18 protein-coding genes are annotated in these 17,830 nt (G+C 68.2%); 12 read left to right on the forward strand and 6 right to left on the reverse strand.

Annotated features, from left to right (window positions below):
* The first annotated feature begins 139 nt into the window (after positions 1–139).
* Both ACIA76_RS23770 and ACIA76_RS23775 read left to right on the forward strand, forming a co-directional pair.
* On the forward strand, positions 140–874 hold the full coding sequence (locus tag ACIA76_RS23770) for a response regulator transcription factor (RefSeq protein WP_397154156.1): 735 nt from the start codon (positions 140–142) through the stop codon (positions 872–874).
* Complete coding sequence (locus tag ACIA76_RS23775; protein ID WP_397154158.1) at positions 871–2,379, forward strand: sensor histidine kinase; 1,509 nt, start codon at positions 871–873, stop codon at positions 2,377–2,379. The genes ACIA76_RS23770 and ACIA76_RS23775 overlap by 4 nt, the downstream gene beginning before the upstream one ends.
* A gap of 114 nt (positions 2,380–2,493) precedes the next feature.
* Here ACIA76_RS23775 and ACIA76_RS23780 read toward each other — a convergent pair whose 3' ends face one another.
* Positions 2,494–2,919, reverse strand: coding sequence for an HIT family protein (locus ACIA76_RS23780; protein WP_397154160.1), 426 nt, complete (start codon positions 2,917–2,919; stop codon positions 2,494–2,496).
* A 91-nt stretch (positions 2,920–3,010) separates the two neighbouring features.
* On the opposite strand from ACIA76_RS23780, the gene purD reads away from it, so the two are divergent.
* Positions 3,011–4,288, forward strand: a complete 1,278-nt coding sequence (gene purD / locus ACIA76_RS23785) for a phosphoribosylamine--glycine ligase (protein WP_397154162.1) — start codon at positions 3,011–3,013, stop codon at positions 4,286–4,288.
* Here purD and ACIA76_RS23790 read toward each other — a convergent pair.
* Together ACIA76_RS23790 and ACIA76_RS23795 are read right to left on the reverse strand one after the other, a co-directional pair.
* Positions 4,285–4,545: a hypothetical protein gene (locus tag ACIA76_RS23790; protein WP_397154164.1), complete on the reverse strand. Its 261-nt coding sequence runs from the start codon at positions 4,543–4,545 to the stop codon at positions 4,285–4,287. The genes purD and ACIA76_RS23790 overlap by 4 nt on opposite strands.
* A 5-nt stretch (positions 4,546–4,550) precedes the next feature.
* Entirely contained in the window at positions 4,551–5,516 is a 966-nt protein-coding gene (locus ACIA76_RS23795) for a M23 family metallopeptidase (RefSeq protein ID WP_397154165.1), read from the reverse strand.
* A gap of 124 nt (positions 5,517–5,640) precedes the next feature.
* On the opposite strand from ACIA76_RS23795, the gene ACIA76_RS23800 reads away from it, so the two are divergent.
* From ACIA76_RS23800 to ACIA76_RS23815, 4 genes are all read left to right on the forward strand, one after another.
* Complete coding sequence (locus tag ACIA76_RS23800) at positions 5,641–6,807, forward strand: pyridoxal phosphate-dependent aminotransferase (RefSeq protein WP_397154167.1); 1,167 nt, start codon at positions 5,641–5,643, stop codon at positions 6,805–6,807.
* Between the two features lie 174 nt (positions 6,808–6,981).
* Positions 6,982–7,626, forward strand: a complete 645-nt coding sequence (locus ACIA76_RS23805) for a TetR/AcrR family transcriptional regulator (protein ID WP_397154169.1) — start codon at positions 6,982–6,984, stop codon at positions 7,624–7,626.
* An 11-nt stretch (positions 7,627–7,637) separates the two neighbouring features.
* Entirely contained in the window at positions 7,638–9,059 is a 1,422-nt protein-coding gene (gene purB / locus ACIA76_RS23810; protein WP_397154171.1) for an adenylosuccinate lyase, read from the forward strand.
* 8 nt (positions 9,060–9,067) lie between these two features.
* On the forward strand, positions 9,068–9,490 hold the full coding sequence (locus ACIA76_RS23815) for an HIT family protein (RefSeq protein ID WP_397154173.1): 423 nt from the start codon (positions 9,068–9,070) through the stop codon (positions 9,488–9,490).
* 49 nt (positions 9,491–9,539) lie between these two features.
* Here the strand turns inward: ACIA76_RS23815 and ACIA76_RS23820 are convergent, their stop codons facing one another.
* Positions 9,540–9,755: a DUF397 domain-containing protein gene (locus ACIA76_RS23820; protein ID WP_397154175.1), complete on the reverse strand. Its 216-nt coding sequence runs from the start codon at positions 9,753–9,755 to the stop codon at positions 9,540–9,542.
* Positions 9,756–10,329: 574 nt separating this feature from the next.
* Here ACIA76_RS23820 and ACIA76_RS23825 point away from each other — a divergent pair.
* Both ACIA76_RS23825 and ACIA76_RS23830 read left to right on the forward strand, forming a co-directional pair.
* Positions 10,330–10,545 (forward strand): hypothetical protein, encoded by a 216-nt coding sequence (locus tag ACIA76_RS23825; protein WP_397154177.1) that lies wholly within the window; start codon positions 10,330–10,332, stop codon positions 10,543–10,545.
* Between the two features lie 71 nt (positions 10,546–10,616).
* A complete protein-coding gene (locus tag ACIA76_RS23830; RefSeq protein WP_397154178.1) occupies positions 10,617–12,752 on the forward strand; it encodes a S9 family peptidase in 2,136 nt (711 codons plus the stop codon).
* A gap of 3 nt (positions 12,753–12,755) precedes the next feature.
* Here the strand turns inward: ACIA76_RS23830 and ACIA76_RS23835 are convergent, their stop codons facing one another.
* Positions 12,756–13,049: a hypothetical protein gene (locus tag ACIA76_RS23835; RefSeq protein WP_397154180.1), complete on the reverse strand. Its 294-nt coding sequence runs from the start codon at positions 13,047–13,049 to the stop codon at positions 12,756–12,758.
* Positions 13,050–13,192: 143 nt separating this feature from the next.
* On the opposite strand from ACIA76_RS23835, the gene ACIA76_RS23840 reads away from it, so the two are divergent.
* From ACIA76_RS23840 to ACIA76_RS23850, 3 genes are all read left to right on the forward strand, one after another.
* A complete protein-coding gene (locus tag ACIA76_RS23840) occupies positions 13,193–13,894 on the forward strand; it encodes a DUF2334 domain-containing protein (protein ID WP_397154182.1) in 702 nt (233 codons plus the stop codon).
* A 209-nt stretch (positions 13,895–14,103) separates the two neighbouring features.
* On the forward strand, positions 14,104–15,558 hold the full coding sequence (locus ACIA76_RS23845; RefSeq protein WP_397154184.1) for an APC family permease: 1,455 nt from the start codon (positions 14,104–14,106) through the stop codon (positions 15,556–15,558).
* Between the two features lie 29 nt (positions 15,559–15,587).
* Positions 15,588–16,958 carry a dipeptidase gene (locus tag ACIA76_RS23850; RefSeq protein ID WP_397154186.1) on the forward strand — a complete coding sequence of 457 codons (1,371 nt, stop codon included), beginning with the start codon at positions 15,588–15,590 and terminating at the stop codon, positions 16,956–16,958.
* 6 nt (positions 16,959–16,964) lie between these two features.
* On the opposite strand, the gene ACIA76_RS23855 is transcribed toward ACIA76_RS23850, so the two are convergent.
* Positions 16,965–17,609: an MBL fold metallo-hydrolase gene (locus tag ACIA76_RS23855; protein WP_397154188.1), complete on the reverse strand. Its 645-nt coding sequence runs from the start codon at positions 17,607–17,609 to the stop codon at positions 16,965–16,967.
* Positions 17,610–17,830 lie beyond the last annotated feature (221 nt).

Genomic DNA, 17,830 nt, shown 5'->3' on the forward strand with positions numbered 1-17,830 from the left:
GGGCTCCAGTTGTGCTTGCCGGACCACATTTCGATCATGATCGAGACGGTAGGGGTCAGCGCGTGAGGATCAATCGCTCCCAGGAAACTCCCAGCGAAGGCTCAGCGAGCTACCCACCCCAGGGGGGACCATGGGCATCATGAACGGTGTGCCGGATCGGATGCCCGAGGCTCGGGTGCTGGTGGTCGACGATGAGCCGATGATCGTGGAGCTGCTCTCGGTCAGCCTGCGATATCAGGGATTCGAGGTGGCCAGCGCGGGTAACGGTGCCGAGGGCTTGGACAAGGCCAAGACCTTCCGGCCGGATGCGCTGATCGTCGATGTCATGATGCCCGGTATGGACGGCTTCGGCCTGTTACGCCGGCTACGCGCCGACGGGATCGAGGCGCCGGTACTCTTCCTCACCGCCCGCGACGAGGTCGAGGACAAGGTGACCGGACTGACCCTGGGCGCCGACGACTACGTCACCAAACCCTTCAGCCTGGAGGAGGTGGTGGCGCGGTTGCGGGTGATCCTGCGCCGCTCCGGTCACGCGGTGACCGAACGGAAGTCCTCGCGGTTGTCCTTCGAGGACATCGAATTGGACGACGACACCCACGAGGTGTGGAAGGCGGGCGAGCCGGTGTCGCTGTCGCCGACGGAGTTCACGCTGCTGCGGTACTTCATGGTGAACGCGGGCACGGTGCTGAGCAAACCCCGCATCCTCGATCACGTGTGGCGCTACGACTTCGGCGGCGAGGTCGGCGTGGTCGAGACCTACGTGTCCTATCTGCGCAAGAAGGTGGACACCGGACCGGATCGGCTGATCCATACGCTGCGCGGCGTGGGGTATGTGATGCGCGCGCCCAGCCGCAGCCGAACGACGGCCAAATGAGCGGTGCCCGTCGGGCGATCGCGCATCGTTTGGCGTCGGTGCCGCTGCGGGTGACATTGGTGGTCGCGCTGGTCTTGCTGGCGGCGCTGGGTCTGCTGGTGTCCGGGGTCGCGGTGACCTCGGCCATGCATCGGGTGCTGCTGGACAGCGTGGACCGGCAGATCATGCAGGTCGCGCACGGCGTGGCCGACCCCAATCGGCCGCCGTCGCCCCGCCCGGCCTTCGATCGCGGCTTCATCCCGTTCTACATCGATGTCAAGGATGCGGCCGGGAATCAGCTCCGGTTGGAGGCGCCCGATCGCAACTTCGCGCCCCAGGTGCCCGCCGATCTGGACCGCTATCCGAAGACGGTCGGCTCGATCGGTGATCCGGATCTGCATTGGCGCGCGGTCCGGATCGTCTCCCCGAAGGGCACGACGGCCATTGTGGCACAACGACTCAACGAGACCGAGAACATCGTCGACCGGCTCGTCGGCCTGGAGGTGGTGGTCGGCGCGCTCGTGCTCGCGGCGCTGGGGGTGGTGGCGCAGTTGGTGATTCGGCGCAGCCTGCGTCCGCTGCGCGAGGTGGAGAAGACGGCCGCGGCCATCGCCGGGGGCGATCTGGATCGCCGAGTTCCGGTGCAGGGCACCAATACCGAGGTGGATCGGCTGTCCCAGTCGTTGAACGGCATGCTCACCCAGATTCAGCACGCCTTCGCCACCACCGAGGCCTCCGAGGAGGCGGCGCGGCGCTCGGAGGCGAAGATGCGCCGCTTCATCGCCGACGCCAGCCACGAGTTGCGGACCCCGCTGACCACCATCAAGGGTTTCGCGGAGCTGTATCGGCAAGGGGCGCTGGCCGATCCGGCGATGTTCATGGATCGCATCGAACGCGAATCCAATCGGATGGGCCTGCTGGTCGAGGATCTGCTCATGCTGGCGAGGCTGGACGCGCAGCGGCCGCTGGAGCAGCGGCCGGTGGATCTGCTCGCGCTGGCCAGCGATGCCGTGCACGGTGCGCGGGCCGTCGACACCGCCCAGCGGCCGGATGGACCAGGGCGGCCGATCGACCTCGAAATCCGGCCCGGCCGAGGGACTTTGGAGATCTCGGGCGATGCGGCGCGGCTGCGGCAGATCTTGGCCAATCTGATCAACAACGCCCTCATCCACACCCCACCGAGCGCCTCGGTGGCGGTGCGGCTGACCCCGGCCGCGGATCATGTGCTGGTCGAGATCGCCGATACCGGCCCGGGGCTGCCGCCGGATCAGGCCGAGCGGATCTTCGAACGCTTCTATCGCACCGACACCTCACGCAGCCGCGACAGCGGCGGCACCGGGCTGGGCCTGTCCATCGTGCAGGCCCTCGTCGCCGCGCACCACGGCATCGTATCGGTGTCGAGCATGGTCGGGGAGGGCACCGTCTTCACCGTGCGGCTGCCCCGATCGACGGCCGCCCCGGGTACCGGCTTGTCAACGGCCGCCCCGGATCCTGACTTGTCGACGGCCGCCCCGGGTTCCGGCTGAATCAACGGCCACCCCTGGTCTCGGCTGATCAACGGCCAGCCCAGGTCTTGGCTGATCAACGATCACCCCTGGTCCCGGCTGATCAACGATCACCCCTGCTCCCGGCTGACGAAGTCAGTCGGGAACGTTGGTCCCATAACCCAGATCCCGCAGGGCCTGCTTGATCTTGGCCTGGGCCTCGTCGAGGGATTCCTTGCTCGGCTCGGGATCGGCTCCGGAGATATCGAAGTTGCCCATTTCGAAGGCCGGGAAGACATGCACGTGCAGATGCGGAACCTCGAGACCCGCGATGAGCAGACCCGCGCGCGGTGCGTCCCACGCGGCACGCACCGCCTGTCCGATCTTCTGGGCCACCCCGTTCAACCGCGCGAACGCCTCGGGATCGATGTCCTGCCACTGATCGATCTCGGCGCGCGGCACCACGAGCGTATGTCCCTGGGTGACCGGCGAGATGGTCAGGAAGGCGACGAATTCGTCGTCCTCCCACACGAACCGTCCCGGAAGTTGGCCGGCAATGATCGCGCTGAAAACGGAAGCCATGGGGTGAGTCTATGGGCGCGAGCCGATGACATCGGGTTGTCCGGTCGGTACCCGCGGTCGGCCGGGATGCGCGTCTTCTAAGCTGTCGTGCGTGCGCGTACTCGTGATCGGCTCCGGAGCCCGTGAACACGCCCTGGTGGAAGCCCTGCGCAGGGATCCCGGGGTGAGTGATATCTGGGCCGCGCCCGGCAACCCCGGGATCGCCCAGCACGCCCAGGTGCGGCCGGTGGATCCGTGCAGCGCCGAGGCGGTGACCGGGCTGGCCCGTGAGATCGATGCCGATCTGGTGGTGATCGGGCCCGAGGTGCCGCTGGTGCTCGGCATCGCCGATGCGGTGCGCGCGGCGGGCTTCGCCTGCTTCGGGCCGTCGGCGGCCGCGGCCCGGATCGAGGGGTCCAAGGCGTTCGCCAAGGATGTGATGGCGGCGGCGGGTGTGCGCACCGCGCACAGCGAGGTGGTCGATCATCCCGGCGAACTCGATGCCGCACTGGACCGTTTCGGCCCGACCTGGGTGGTCAAGGACGACGGTCTGGCCGCGGGTAAGGGCGTGGTGGTGACCGCCGACCGCCTGGCCGCGCGCGATCACGGCGCCGAACTGCTGGAGCAGGGTCATCCGGTGCTGCTGGAGTCGTTCCTGGACGGCCCGGAGGTCTCGCTGTTCTGTCTGGTCGACGGCGCGACCGTGGTGCCGCTGCTGCCCGCGCAGGATCACAAGCGCGTCGGCGACGGCGATACCGGACCCAATACCGGCGGCATGGGCGCCTACACCCCGCTGCCCTGGCTGCCCGCCGAGACACTCGAGGAGATCGTCACCGGTGTGGTGGAACCCGTTGCGGCGGAGATGGTCCGGCGCGGGGTGCCGTTCTCCGGACTGCTGTACGCCGGGCTGGCGATCGGGCAGGCCGGCCCCGCCGTGGTCGAATTCAATTGCCGCTTCGGCGATCCCGAGACCCAGGCCGTGCTGGCGCTGCTGGAGAGTCCGCTCGGCGCGTTGCTGTACGCCACCGCCACCGGCACCCTGGCCCGGGCCGAGCGCCCGCGCTGGAAGGACGGTTCGGCCCTGACCGTCGTGCTGGCCGCCGAGAACTATCCGGCCCGCCCCCGCACCGGCGATGTCATCTCCGGCACCGACACCGCGGCGGCGAATACCGAAGTGCTGCACGCGGGTACGTCCCTGCGCGAGGACGGCGCGCTGCAGTCCGCGGGCGGCCGGGTGCTCAACGTGGTGGCCACCGGCTCCGACCTCACACAGGCGCGCGCCCGGGCCTACGAGCGCATCGCCAAGGTCAAACTCCCCGGCGGCCACTACCGCACCGATATCGCCCTGGCCGCCGTCGAGGACCGCATCTCGATTCCGGCCCGCGTCTAGCGGACCAGGTCGTAGACGTAGCAGCGGTCGCCCTTGCGCCCGACCCAGGTGCCCTCCGGCGGCAGATCGCCCAGGCCGGGATCGTCGAAGGGGCGACTGAACACCTCGCCGGTCGGGGCGCAGACGCACCAGCCGAAGTCGGGTAGTCGCCGGCACCACAGTTCGGCGTCCACGCGCTTGTACGAAGGATAGCCGGAATACATTCCCTCGCGGGCGAATTCGTAGGTCAGGCCGTCGACGCGGCGGACGAATCGCATGGCGCTCACCCCAGTTTCAGGCCGTGCAGCGCCAGCCAGGGCTGGGGGTCGACATGCTGGCCACCGATCAGGACCTCGAAATGCAGATGCGGGCCGGTGGAATCGCCGCGGTTGCCGACGCGGGCGATCTGCTGGCCCGCGCGGACCCGCTCGCCGACCGAGACCGAGAAGTCGTACATATGGCCGTAGACGGTGATGGTGCCGTCGTTGTGCCGCACGCGAACCCACAGCCCGAAGCCCTGCGCGGGGCCGGCATCGATGACGGTGCCGTCGGCCACGGCATAGATCGGTGAGCCGATGGGCGCGGCGATATCGATGCCGTAATGGAAAGAGCCCCAACGCTGTCCGTAGCCCGAGGTGAACACGCCGCGCGCCGGGAGCACGAAACCGCCTGCGCCGGGCAGGATTCCGCCGGGCAGCGTCGTGACGGGCCCGGTCAGCCAGGGTTGCGGATCGCCCGCCACCGCCGCGGCGGCCTCGGCCTTGGCCCGGTCCAGGGTCGTGCGGGCGGCCGCGGCGACGACCTGTGCCTCACGCAGACGCTCGCCGTTGTTGATCGCGTTGAGATAGCGCTTACTCAAGTCCGAGGCCGCCAGCACCTGCAGCGGATAGGAGACGGGAACGCGCTGCGCGGTCCCCGGTGCGGGCGAGCCGTCCAGTGGACGGGGTGCGACGGTGTCGGCCGCCGCGAACAGGGCGATCACGACCATGCCCGCGAGCAGCACCCGATGCTGAAACATCCACGCGCGCAGCATCGGCCACTGTTCTCGCGGATAGGTGCGCCAGTCGATCCGGGCCGCTCGCCGCACCAGGATTCGGGCCCGCGCCACCGGGCGCAGCGCTCGCTGTCGAACTCGCCGCGCCCGTTCGAGGCCGGATTCCCGGTCCCGCCGCAGCTCGCTGCGCCAGTCGGGCCGGATCACCGTCCAACCCCCTTCGGACAGCCTCGGGCGGCGCGCCTGGTCAGGCATTCTGCCGACGATAACAGGACGATTGCCCAAGTGGCAGTCGGCCCGGACAGAACTCAGGGTGGTCTCAGGAAATGGCTCGAGATACCTCGGGCGCGTCGGCGGCGGGTGTTCTACCGTCGTCGACGTGCGCAGTGAATCCGGCCGGTCGACCGTGCCCGCCTTCTATGTCATGGATGTCTGGAAGGCGGCCGCCGAACGCGCCCGCACCCACGGAGATGTGATCGTGCTGGCCGCGGGGCAGCCGTCCACCCCCGCGCCGATTCCGGTGCTGCGGGCGACGAAGGCCGCGTTGGACGACGAATTACTCGGCTACACAGAGACTTTCGGCATCCTGCCGCTGCGGCAGGTGATCGCCGGCCATCACCGCGACACCTACGGCTACGACGTGCACGCCGACGATGTGGTGATCACGACCGGTTCGTCGGGCGCGTTCACCCTGATCTTCCTGGCCGCCTTCGATCCGGGCGATGCCGTGGTGGTCGCCCGCCCCGGCTACCCGGCCTATCGCAATACCCTGACCGCGCTGGGCTGTGATGTGATCGAACTCGACTGCGGCCCCGAGACCCGCTTCCAGCCGACGGTCGCCATGCTCGAGGCCCTGCCCGAACCGCCCGCCGGTCTGATCGTCGCGAGCCCGGCCAATCCCACCGGAACCATGATCGCCCCGGCCGAACTCGCCGCCCTGGCGCGCTGGTGCGACGAGCACGGCACCCTGCTGATCTCCGACGAGATCTACCACGGCGTGGTCTATCCGGGCCTGGATACCGAATCCACCTCCTCGGCCTGGCAGACCTCGCCCGAGGCGGTGGTCATCGGCTCGGTGTCGAAGTACTTCTCGATGACCGGCTGGCGGCTGGGCTGGATGCTTGTCCCGCCCGGCCTGCGCCCGGCCCTGCAGCGGCTGGCCTCGAATATGACGGTCTGCCCGCCCGCGATCTCGCAGTACGCCGCGTTGCACGCCTTCGGCCCGGAGGCCCGCCGCGAGCTAGACGGCCATGTCCGCCGCTACGGCGAGAACCGGGCCCTGCTCCTCGAGGGTCTGCCCAAACTCGGCATCACCGAGCTGGCCCCCGCCGACGGCGCCTTCTACGCTTATGCCGATATCGCGCATCTGACCGATGATTCGACGCGCTGGTGCGCTGATCTGTTGGCGCACACCGGCGTGGCGCTGGCGCCCGGCGTCGACTTCGACACCCGCAATGGAAACCATACGGTCCGTATATCGTTCGCGGGCGCGACGGCCGATATCGAGGAGGCACTGGTCCGTTTGGGCCGCTACCTCGAGCCCTGAGCCGGATTGTCTCGCAAAGACTTTCCGTTCTGGCCCACCCAGCGCTCCGGAATGCGGTAGAAAAACGTAGGTTGTTATTTCAACCGGTCCGATGTTTGCCCGAGCGAACTGGATTTCCCATAGATCGCACCGATTTGGCACGGATGAACCGATGATGACTGGCACGATGACACGGTGATCACCGCGACGACCCCGAAAGGTGAACGGCGTCGCCAAGCTCTGGTTGCGGCTGCCGCCGAACTGCTCCTCGAAGGTGGTTTCGACGCTGTGCGGCACCGCTCGGTGGCCACGCGCGCTGATCTGCCCCTGGCGTCGACGACCTACTACTTCGAGTCGCTGGAGGATCTGATCGCCCGCGCGGTCGAGTTCAGCGGTCACGCCGAACTCGAGGCCATGCGTCGGCGAGTGGGCGAGGTGACCCATCGCCGCCGCGGCGCCGAGGCGACCGTCGACCTGGTGCTGGACCTGTTGGTCGGCACCGACGGTCACGACGAGCGCGGCCGCCTGATCGCGCGCTACGAGCGGTCGGTGGCCTCGGCCCGCCATCCCGAACTACGCGATGTGCAGCTCCGACTACGCAGCCAGCTCGATGAGCTGCTGGCTGATGTGCTGCGCCGGTCCGATCGGGCGGTACGGACCGAACAGTTACGCCGGCTGGTGGCGGTGGTCGACGGCGCGGTCGTGGCCGCCCTGACCGAACAGGATCCGCAGCCCCGCCGGGTCGCGCGGGGCGCGCTGCTCGAGCTGATCGACGTGATCGCGCCCCCGGCCCGCGGTCCCGAACCGGTCGGCGTCAGCCTGGACAGCCTGCGGCACTAAACTGGCTGCTCGTGACCCTCGTTCCGAATGTCCTCGCCACCCGTTACGCCAGCCCTCAATTGGTGCGGCTGTGGTCACCCGAACACAAGATCGTGCTCGAGCGACGGCTGTGGCTCGAGGTGCTGCGGGCGCAGGCCGAACAGGGCGTGGACGTCCCCGCGGGCGTCGTCGAGGATTACGAGCGCGTGCTCGAACAGGTCGATCTCGCCTCGATCGCCGAGCGCGAGCGGGTCACCCGCCACGATGTGAAGGCCCGCATCGAGGAGTTCAACGCGCTGGCCGGACATGAGCACATCCACAAGGGCATGACCAGCCGCGACCTCACCGAGAACGTGGAGCAGCTGCAGATTCGGCTCTCGCTCGAGCACGTCTACGGCCACGGCATCGCGATCGCGGCGCGGCTGGCCGAACGGGCCGCCGAATATCAGACCCTGGTGATGGCGGGCCGCTCGCACAATGTCGCCGCCCAGGCGACCACGCTCGGCAAGCGATTCGCCTCGGCCGCGGATGAGGTACTGCTCGCGTTGACCCGGCTGCGCGAGCTGATCGATCGATATCCGTTGCGCGGTATCAAGGGTCCGATGGGCACCGCGCAGGACATGCTCGATCTGCTCGGCGGCGATGCGGGCAAACTGGCGCAGCTGGAGCAGAAGGTGGCGCGGCACTTGGGTTTTGCCAGCGTGCTGACCAGTGTGGGGCAGGTGTACCCGCGCTCGCTGGATCACGATGTGCTCTCCGCTCTCGTCCAGATGGGTGCGGGCCCTTCGTCTTTCGCGCACACGGTGCGGTTGATGGCCGGGCACGAACTGGTCACCGAGGGTTTCCAGCCGGGCCAGGTCGGCAGTTCGGCCATGCCGCACAAGATGAATACGCGCTCGTGTGAGCGCGTCAACGGCCTGCAGGTGGTGCTGCGCGGCTACGCCTCGATGGCCGCGGAACTGGCTGGGGCGCAATGGAACGAGGGCGATGTGTTCTGCTCGGTGGTGCGCCGGGTCGCGTTGCCGGACGCTTTCTTCGCCATCGACGGCATGATGGAGACATTCCTGACGGTGCTGGCCGAATTCGGCGCCTATCCGGCGGTGATCGATCGCGAACTGAACCGCTACCTGCCGTTCCTGGCGACCACTCGCATCCTCATGGCTGCCGTGCGCGCCGGAGTGGGCCGCGAGACCGCGCACGAGGTCATCAAGGAGCATGCCGTCGCCGTCGCCCTGGCGATGCGCGAACAGGGCCGCGAACCCGATCTGCTGGATCGCCTCGCCGCCGATGAGCGCCTGCCGCTCTCGCGCGCGGATCTCGATGCGGCCCTTGCCGATAAGTCGGCCTTCATCGGTGCGGCGCATGCGCAGGTCGCCGACGTCATCGCCCAGGTGCAGAAGCTGGTGGAGGCCGATCCCGAGGCCGCCCGCTACACCCCGTCGCCGATCCTGTAGCCCGGAAGATGAACCCGTACACGATCTTCGCCGACATCATCGCCGGCCGGGCGCCCTCGTCGAAGGTGTACGAGGACGAGGATGTGCTGGCGTTCATGGACATTCGGCCGTGGACGCCCGGACATCTGCTGGTGATCCCGAAGACGCCCGCGCGCAGCCTGGCCGAACTGGATCCGGCGATCGGCGGCAAGCTGTTCCAGGTGGGGCAGCGGCTGGCCGCGGCGCTGCGGGCCGCGGAGGTCGGCTGCGACGGGGTGAACTTCTTCCTCGCCGACGGTGTGACGGCCGGGCAGGAGGTCTTCCACGTCCATCTGCACGTCATTCCGCGCACGCCGGGCGACGGCTTCGGGCTGCGTGGACGGCCGACCACCCCGCCGCGCGCCGATCTCGACTATCTGGCGGCCTCGGTCCGCGGCGCGCTGGACGAGTGATCCGCCCCTTGCTCCCGCCTGCGAGGACGTGAGCGAGGGGCGCGAATCCCTATGCCCCCGGCCGGTTGAACTCGCCGTCCTTGGCGCCCAGGACGAAGGCGCGCCACTCGCCCGGGGTGAAGATCAACGTGGGGCCGTCCGGCTTCTTCGCATCGCGCAGGCCGATATTGCCGCTGGCGAGGAAGGCCACCTCGACGCCCCCGTCGCCGTCGCCGCTGCGATGCCACACCGCGTCGGGCTCGATCTCACGGTTCTTCTGTTCCACGCGTGCTCCTTCTCGGTTGCGGTCGTCTCGAGCGGGGAGCGATCAGCGGTGCGGCCCCCGTGCACGACAGTAGTCATGGGAAACCGGGCGTGCGGGGCGTTCCGGAATCGCGATATTCGACCGCATTCGGTTATCGGGTTTCACGAATTCCGCGGCCATTCCGAAACGATCGCCGAATTGATCCGAACCACACCCGTCATGCGCGGCGCATCGAGGCGAGCGATGCGCTGTGGCGATGGACACAACGCCATCCCCTCGAGGCCCTCGGACACTGCCCGGCACGCCCGCGCGCGAGCTGCCGGGCGGCGCCCACCCGCCCCGACCTGGCCCGGCCGACGTACCGGCGGTCCGGGAAGACCCCCTCGAACCAGCCGGCCCTGGCCCCGGCAACCGGCGTTCGGGCATTTACCTCGCGATCGCGACAATTCTCGTGGTTTACCCGGCAACCGAATCGGAAACACACATCACTGTGGCTGATTTACGGCGTCGAGCGGACCGGCAGGATCGCTCCGATCCGACGTCCGGGAATTGTGCGACGAGCCACACTGTACGCACGACCAGGATGGAGCACCGCATGGCACCCGTCTTCGACAGTTGCGCGGTGGTGCCCCGGCACCTCACCGTCGAGCAAGCTCACAACATCTTGCACATCCACAGCGGCTGTCCCAGGGATCAATGTCCGCGGCGTAAGGCCGCACTGTATTTCCTGATGGCCGCGCGCCGCGTGCCGCGCGACAAGGGGCGCGGCACCGGCCGGTCCGCGTCCCGCAACTCGACCGGATTGACGTAGCGGCCGACCCGTCGGCGCGACTCGGGCGGCCTGACCACGAACGGCGCGGCGCGCCGGTTACGGTGGACCGCATGGCTCTCGACAGTGGTACCGGAACGATCCCGATCGCCAAGCAGGTGCCGACCCGGCGCGTGCATCACGGCGACACATTCGTCGACGAGTACGAGTGGCTGCGCGATAAGGACGATCCGCAGGTGATCGCCTATCTCGAGGCGGAGAACGCCTACACCGAGGCGCAGACCGCCCATCTGCAGCCGCTGCGGGACAAGATCTTCGACGAGATCAAGTCGCGCACCCTCGAGACCGATCTGTCGGTACCGGCCCGGATGGGCGATTACTGGTACTACTCCCGCAGCTTCGAGGGTAAGCAGTACGGCGTGCACTGCCGCCGCCCGATCGACGATCGGGACGACTGGACGCCTCCGCCGCTCGAGGCCGGTACCGAGGTCGCGGGCGAGCAGATCCTGCTGGACAGCAATGTCCTGGCCGAGGGCCACGACTTCTTCGCGCTCGGCGCGTTCTCGATCAGCCACGACGGCACGCTGCTGGCCTTCTCCGTCGACAACGTCGGCGATGAGCGATATGTGCTGCGGTTCAAGGATTTGCGCACCGGCGAACTGCTCGGCGACGAGATTCCGGGGACCGCGCCGGGGGCCACCTGGTCGCTGGACGGCACCCACGTCTTCTATCAGACCGTCGACGAATCCTGGCGGCCCGACACCGTATGGCGGCACCGGCTGGGCGCCCCGCAGGACTCCGATGTCAAGGTCTTCCACGAGCCGGACGAGCGCTACTGGGTGAGCATCGGCGCGAGCCGTTCCGAGAAGTACCTCATGATCTGGGTGGGTTCGAAGATCACCAGCGAGGGCTGGGTACTCGAATCCGATGATCCCGAGGGCGAATTCCGGCTGCTGCTGCCGCGCCGCGAGGGCGTGGAGTATTCGGTCGAACACGCCGTGATCGGCGGGCAGGACCGATTCCTGGTGCTGCACAACGATGTCGTGGACGGTGTGAAGGCGGAGAACTTCGTCCTGGCCGAGGCCCCGGTCGACGATCCGGCGGCCCTGACGATCCTGATCCCGCACCGTGACGACGTCCGGCTCGAGGATATCGACTGCTTCGCCGACCATCTGGTGCTGTCCTATCGACGCGAGGCGCTGCCGCGAGTCGCGGTGTGGCCCTTGACCTCCGACGGTTACGGCGAGCCGAAGGAACTCGAATTCGGGCTGGAGCTGTTCTCCGCCGGCGTGGGTTCGAATCCGGAATGGGAGCAGCCGACACTGCGTATCGGGGTGACCTCGTTCATCACGCCGATGCAGGTATTCGACTATGTGCCCGCCACGGGCGAGTTGCTGCTGCGCAAGGAGCAGCCGGTGCTGGGCGGCTATGACGCGAACGACTATGAGCAGCACCGGGATTGGGCGGTCGCGCAGGACGGCACCCGGGTGCCGATCTCGATTGTACGGCGCAAGGATCTGCCCCCCGGTCCGAAACCGTTGCTGCTCTACGGATACGGCTCCTATGAGGCGAGTATCGATCCCGGCTTCTCGGTGTCGCGGCTGTCGATGCTGGACCGCGGCATGGTGTTCGCGATCGCGCATGTGCGCGGCGGCGGTGAGATGGGCCGACTGTGGTACGAGCACGGCAAGACGCTGACCAAGAAGAACACCTTCACCGACTTCGTCTCCTGCGCACGGCATCTCATCGATGCCGGGGCGACCGCGCCGGATCGGATGATCGCCGACGGTGGCAGCGCGGGCGGGCTGCTGGTGGGCGCGGTCGCCAATCTCGCGCCGGAGCTGTTCGCGGGCATCCTCGCCAATGTGCCGTTCGTGGATCCGCTCACCTCGATCCTCGATCCGTCGCTGCCGCTGACCGTCATCGAATGGGACGAGTGGGGAAATCCGCTGGCGGACAAGGAAGTCTACGAATACATGAAGGCCTATTCGCCGTACGAGAACGTCGAGGCGAAGGACTATCCGGCGATCCTGGCGATCACCAGCCTCAACGACACCCGGGTGCTGTACGTCGAACCGGCCAAGTGGGTCGCCAAGCTGCGCGCCACCAAAACCGGTGACTCCCCGCTACTTCTGAAGACCGAGATGAGCGCCGGGCATGGCGGCGTCAGCGGTCGCTACGAGAAGTGGCGGGAGGTCGCCTTCGAATACGCCTGGGTGCTGGACACACTCGGCCTCGGCGCGGCGTAGGGATCAGAAGCCGCAGGTGGCGATGTTGTCCAGCAGGAACTGGCGATCGCGCTCGCGGGCGGATTCGATGCCGTTGTAGGCGCCGTGCGAGTCCATGATTCGAGTGTAGGCATCGGCGATCTGCTCCGGTGTGGCATCGGGACGCTGCTTGCGGACGGCATCGACGAACGATTTCGTGGTGTCGCACTGCTCCTGCCGGGTGAAGATCGGCGGCGGATCGCCCTCGTCGGCGTGGGCGATCGCCGGAGCCGCGATCATCAGCGGAACGGCCAGGGCGGTCAACAGGGCTGCCTTCATCCGGCCGATCCTACGGGTTATGTGTGCGGTAGCTCGAGTTCGTCGCGCCGTCACCCGATCAGCACGAGGTGGACATCTCGCGCCCGCACAGTGGGTTTATGACCAGTTCGGGGTCGGTGAACAGCACGAACAGGGGATCGCTCATGCATGCGCGACTGATCGTCTCGGTGTCCGGTATCCGCGATATGACCCGCGAGGCGGCGATGGCCTTCGCCGCGGAGATGGATCGGCGAGAGGTTCCGCTGTCCCTGCTGGTGGCGCCCCGGCTGAAGGGGAAGTACCGGCTCACCGACGATCCGCAGACCCAGCAGTGGCTGCGCGAGCGCCGGGAGTCCGGCGATGCGATCGTGCTGCACGGTTACGACCAGGCCGCGACCCGCCGCCGCCGGGCCGAATTCGCCGCACTGCCCAAACATGAAGCGCGGCTGCGTCTCATGGCCGCCGACCGCGTGATGGAACGGGTGGGCCTGCGCACCCGGCTGTTCGCCGCCCCGCGCTGGAATGCCTCCGAGGGCGCGATGGCCGCGCTGCCCGATGTCGGTTTCCGCCTGGCCATGGGCCTGACCGCCGTCTACGACCTGGAACGCGGCACCTCCCAGCGCTCCTGGGTGCACGGCATCGGCGAGGGCTTCCGCGCCGAACCCTGGTGGTGCCACGCCCTGGTCCTGAGCGCCGCTCGCACCGCCCGCCGCGGCGGCCTACTCCGCCTGGCCATCTCGGCCGCCCAACTCTCCCGCTCCGGCCCCCACCAGGCCCTCCTCGACGCCATCGACCTGGCCCTGTTCCACGAGGCCACCCCCGACACCTACCGCTGGGAGCCCCTCGCCCCCGCCCGCGCCGCCTAACCCCTCGCACCCTTTCCCGCGCCTCGCACCCTCTGCGGGCGCCTGGAACGGGTGCGAAGCATCAGAAAGGGTGCGGCTCTCTCGGGGCCGCTTCGGTTCTGCCGCACCCTTGGCGATTGGACTCCTCGGCGCTGAGTGCCGTCGCGGCCACCATCGCCGCCGTGGCCGCCGGTTCGCTCCGCTGAATCGCGATTGCGGATGATTAACGAATGACCTCCCGATCGGCGACCACCACCGCACCGGCCACGACCCATCTGTCCTGGATCACCCTGGCCCTGATGACCACCAGTTCGGTGGCCAGCCTGCGGTCCGCGCCGACGATGGCCGTCTACGGATTGGCCTGCGTATTCCTGTACCTGCTGCCCGCGCTGCTGTTCCTGCTGCCCACGGCGTTCGTGGCGGCGGAACTGGCCTCGGGCTGGGAGGGTGGGGTCTACCGGTGGGTCGGCGAGGGCCTGTCGAAGCCTCTCGGATTCCTGGCGGTGTGGTGCCAGTTCGCGATGACGATCTTCTACTACCCCAGCCTGCTGGCCTATGTGGCGAGCACCTTCGCCTACCTGATCGATCCCGCGCTGGCCTCGAACGGGCCGTATGTCGCCCTGGTCATCGTGGTCGTCTACTGGGCGGGGGTCTACATCTCGGCGAAGGGGACGAAAACGGTTGCGGGACTGTCGAGTACGGGCCTGATCATCGGCACCCTGATCCCGGGTGTGCTGCTGGTGGCCCTCGGCATCGTCTTTCTGGCACAGGGCAATTCACCGGCCGCCCCGATGGACGGAGGCCATCTGCTGCCCGCGTGGACCGGAGTGGCGAGCCTGGTGCTGATCGTCGGCAACTTCCTCAGCTACTCGGGCATGGAGATGAACGCCGTGCACGTCTCCGCGCTACGGGATCCGGGTAAGCAGTATCCGCGGGCGATGACGCTCGCCGTGCTGCTGGTGCTGTCGATCTTCATCGTGCCCGCGGTGGTGATCAGCTGGGTGGTCCCGGCGCGGGATATCGGCCTCACCGCCGGGGTGATGCAGGCCTTCGACGGATTCTTCACGCATTTCGGAATCGGTTTCCTCACACCGGTTCTCGGCGTGCTGCTGGTCGCGGCCGCGCTGGGCGGAATGCTGACCTGGCTGGCCGGACCGTCCAAGGGGCTGGTGCTGATCGGCCGCACCGAGGGGTATCTGCCGCCGCTGCTGACCCGGGTCAACGCGAACGGCGTGCAACGCAACATGCTCGTCGCCCAGGGCGTACTCACCACGATCCTGGCGCTGCTCTACGCGTTCATTCCCGATGTGTCGAGCGCGTACTGGATCCTGTCGGTGATCACCACGCAGGTCTATCTGATCATGTACGTGCTTATGTTCGCGGCCGCGATTCGGTTGCGCCGCAACCGGCCCGATCATCCGCGCGGCTATCGCGCACCGGCGCTCGTCACCCTCTGCGGGCTCGGCACGGTGTCGTCGGTGGCGGCGTTCCTGATCGGCTTCATCCCGCCCGACCAGTACGGCAGCGGCAACCGGCTCGGCTATATCCTGCTGGTCGGCCTGGGCCTGGGCGTGGTGGGCCTGTTGATCCCGTATCTGTTCTTCCGATTGCGTAAGCCGCACTGGAAGACCGAGGAGATTACTCCGATAATCCGCCCGCACAGCTTCGACGAGTCGATAGATTGAACCCGGGCAATACGACGAAATGAGTTGATATGACCGAAGATTCCCGTGCGGACGCACTGCGTGACAAGGTGCGGTCGCTGATGCCGAAGGCCGAAACCGATCTGGCGGAGCTGGTTTCGTACAAATCGGTATACGACCCGCGAGTGTTCCCGATCGAGGAATGCCATAAGGCGGCGCAGTGGGCGCTCGACGCATTCGTCGAGGTCGGGCTCTCCGATGCGGGCCTGTACGAGACGCCCGACGGCAGTCAGGCCGTCGTGGCCCGCTATCCGGCCCCCGCCGGTGCGCCGACGGTGCTGCTGTACTGCCACTACGACGTACAGCCGCCGATGGACGAATCGGCCTGGAAATCCCCGGCCTTCCAGCTCACCGAGCGCGACGGCCGCTGGTACGGGCGCGGCGCCGCGGACTGCAAGGGTAATCTCGTCGCCCATCTCACCGCCCTGCGCGCGGTACGGGACAGCCTGGGCGGCAAGGGATTTCCGGTCGGCATCACGGTGGTGGCCGAGGGTTCGGAGGAGCAGGGCACCGGCGGCATGGAGGCGTTCGTCCCGCAGAACGTGGACCTGCTGCGTGCCGACGCCCTGGTGATCGGCGACTGCGGCAATGCCGAGGTCGGCATCCCGACCTTCACCCAAACCCTGCGCGGCACGGTCAATGTGATCGTCACGGTGGAAACTCTTGCGGGACCGCTGCATTCGGGTCAGTACGGCGGCGCCGCGCCCGATGCGCTGGCCGCGCTCATCCATGTGCTGGCCACACTGCGCGACGCGCACGGCAACACCACCATCGCGGGCCTGCCCGGCGACGGGATCTGGGACGGCCAGCAGTACGCGCCCGAACAGTTCCGCGCCGACGCCGATGTGCTCGACGGGGTGGATCTGCTCGGCGACGGCACGATCGCCGACATGATCTGGGCGCGCCCGGCGCTGACGGTGCTGGGTATGGACGTGCCCCCGGTCGTCGGCTCCACCGCCTCGATCCAGCCCAAGGCGCGGGCCCGGCTCAATCTGCGCATCCCGCCGGGGATCGAGCCGGAGCAGGCCCTCAAAGCGATTACCACGCATGTGGAATCGAATACGCCCTGGCACGCACGGGTCACCGTGGAGACCGAGGGCCTCGCCTCCGGATTCCGCTCCGGTACCGACGGCCCCGCCCGCCAGGCCATGGAGGCCGCCTTCCACACCGCCTACGGTCGCGAATCGACCACCCAGGGCCAGGGCGGCTCCATCCCGCTGTGCAACACCTTCGCCGAGACCTACCCCACCGCGGAGATCATGCTCATCGGCGTCGAGGAACCCAAATGCCTCATCCACGCACCCAACGAGAGCGTGGATCCCAGCGAGATCGAGCGCATCGCGCTGACCGAGGCACTGTTCCTCACCAGTTACGGGGCCTAGAACGGCCTAGAACTCCGCATGGTCCTCCGGCTCGATGACCGTGAATTCGGTGTCGGCCGGCCGCATTTCGGACAGTCGGCCGAAGTAGATGCCCTGCGCGGCGTCGGCGATGATCCCGTAGTGGATCGGCACCGCCGTGCGGGGCGCCACCGCGCGCAGATAGTCGACGGCCTCGCTGATCCGCATCCACGGCGCGGCCGCGGGCAGCGCCAGCACGCCGACGCTGGTCGGCGGCACCCACAGCGAATCGCCCGGATGGACGAATTGCGTGGGATCGTCCGGGGTGCCGAGCTGGAAGACCGTGTTGTCGACCACCGGAATCTCCGGATGGATCACCGCATGCCGTCCGCCACCACCGGTGATCCGCACCTCGCCGACGGTGAGGACATTGCCCGCATGTACGGCTTCCCAAGGCCCGCCCCGCAACTGGGCGGTCTGCGGATCGCACAGCAGGCGGGCGCCCGGATTCTTCTCGATCAGCGCGTCGATGCGGTTGGCATCGATGTGATCGGGATGCTGATGGGTGACGGCGATCGCGTCGAGTCCGTCGATCCCCTCGAACCCGTGCGAGAAGTTACCCGGATCGAACAGGATCTTCGTGCCGTGCAGCTCGACGAGAACGCAGGAGTGGCCGAAGTGGGCTATGCGCATAGGCTGAGTCTATTTGCGCTGATGTCTATTTGCGCCGCCTGCGGCGGCGCGGGTTTGCGGCCTCGTAACCCCGTCGGGGGGGGGGGGGGGGGGGGGGGGGGGGGGGGGGGGGGGCGGGGCCCCCCCCCCCCCCCCCCCCCCCCCCCCCCCCGGCGCGGGGGGGGGGGGGGGGGGGGGGGGGTGGGGGGCGGCGGGGGGCGGGACACAAACGATATGGGGGA

Origin of the sequence: Nocardia sp. NPDC051570 (genome assembly GCF_044454005.1) — a bacterium.
Classification (GTDB): Bacteria; Actinomycetota; Actinomycetes; order Mycobacteriales; family Mycobacteriaceae; genus Nocardia.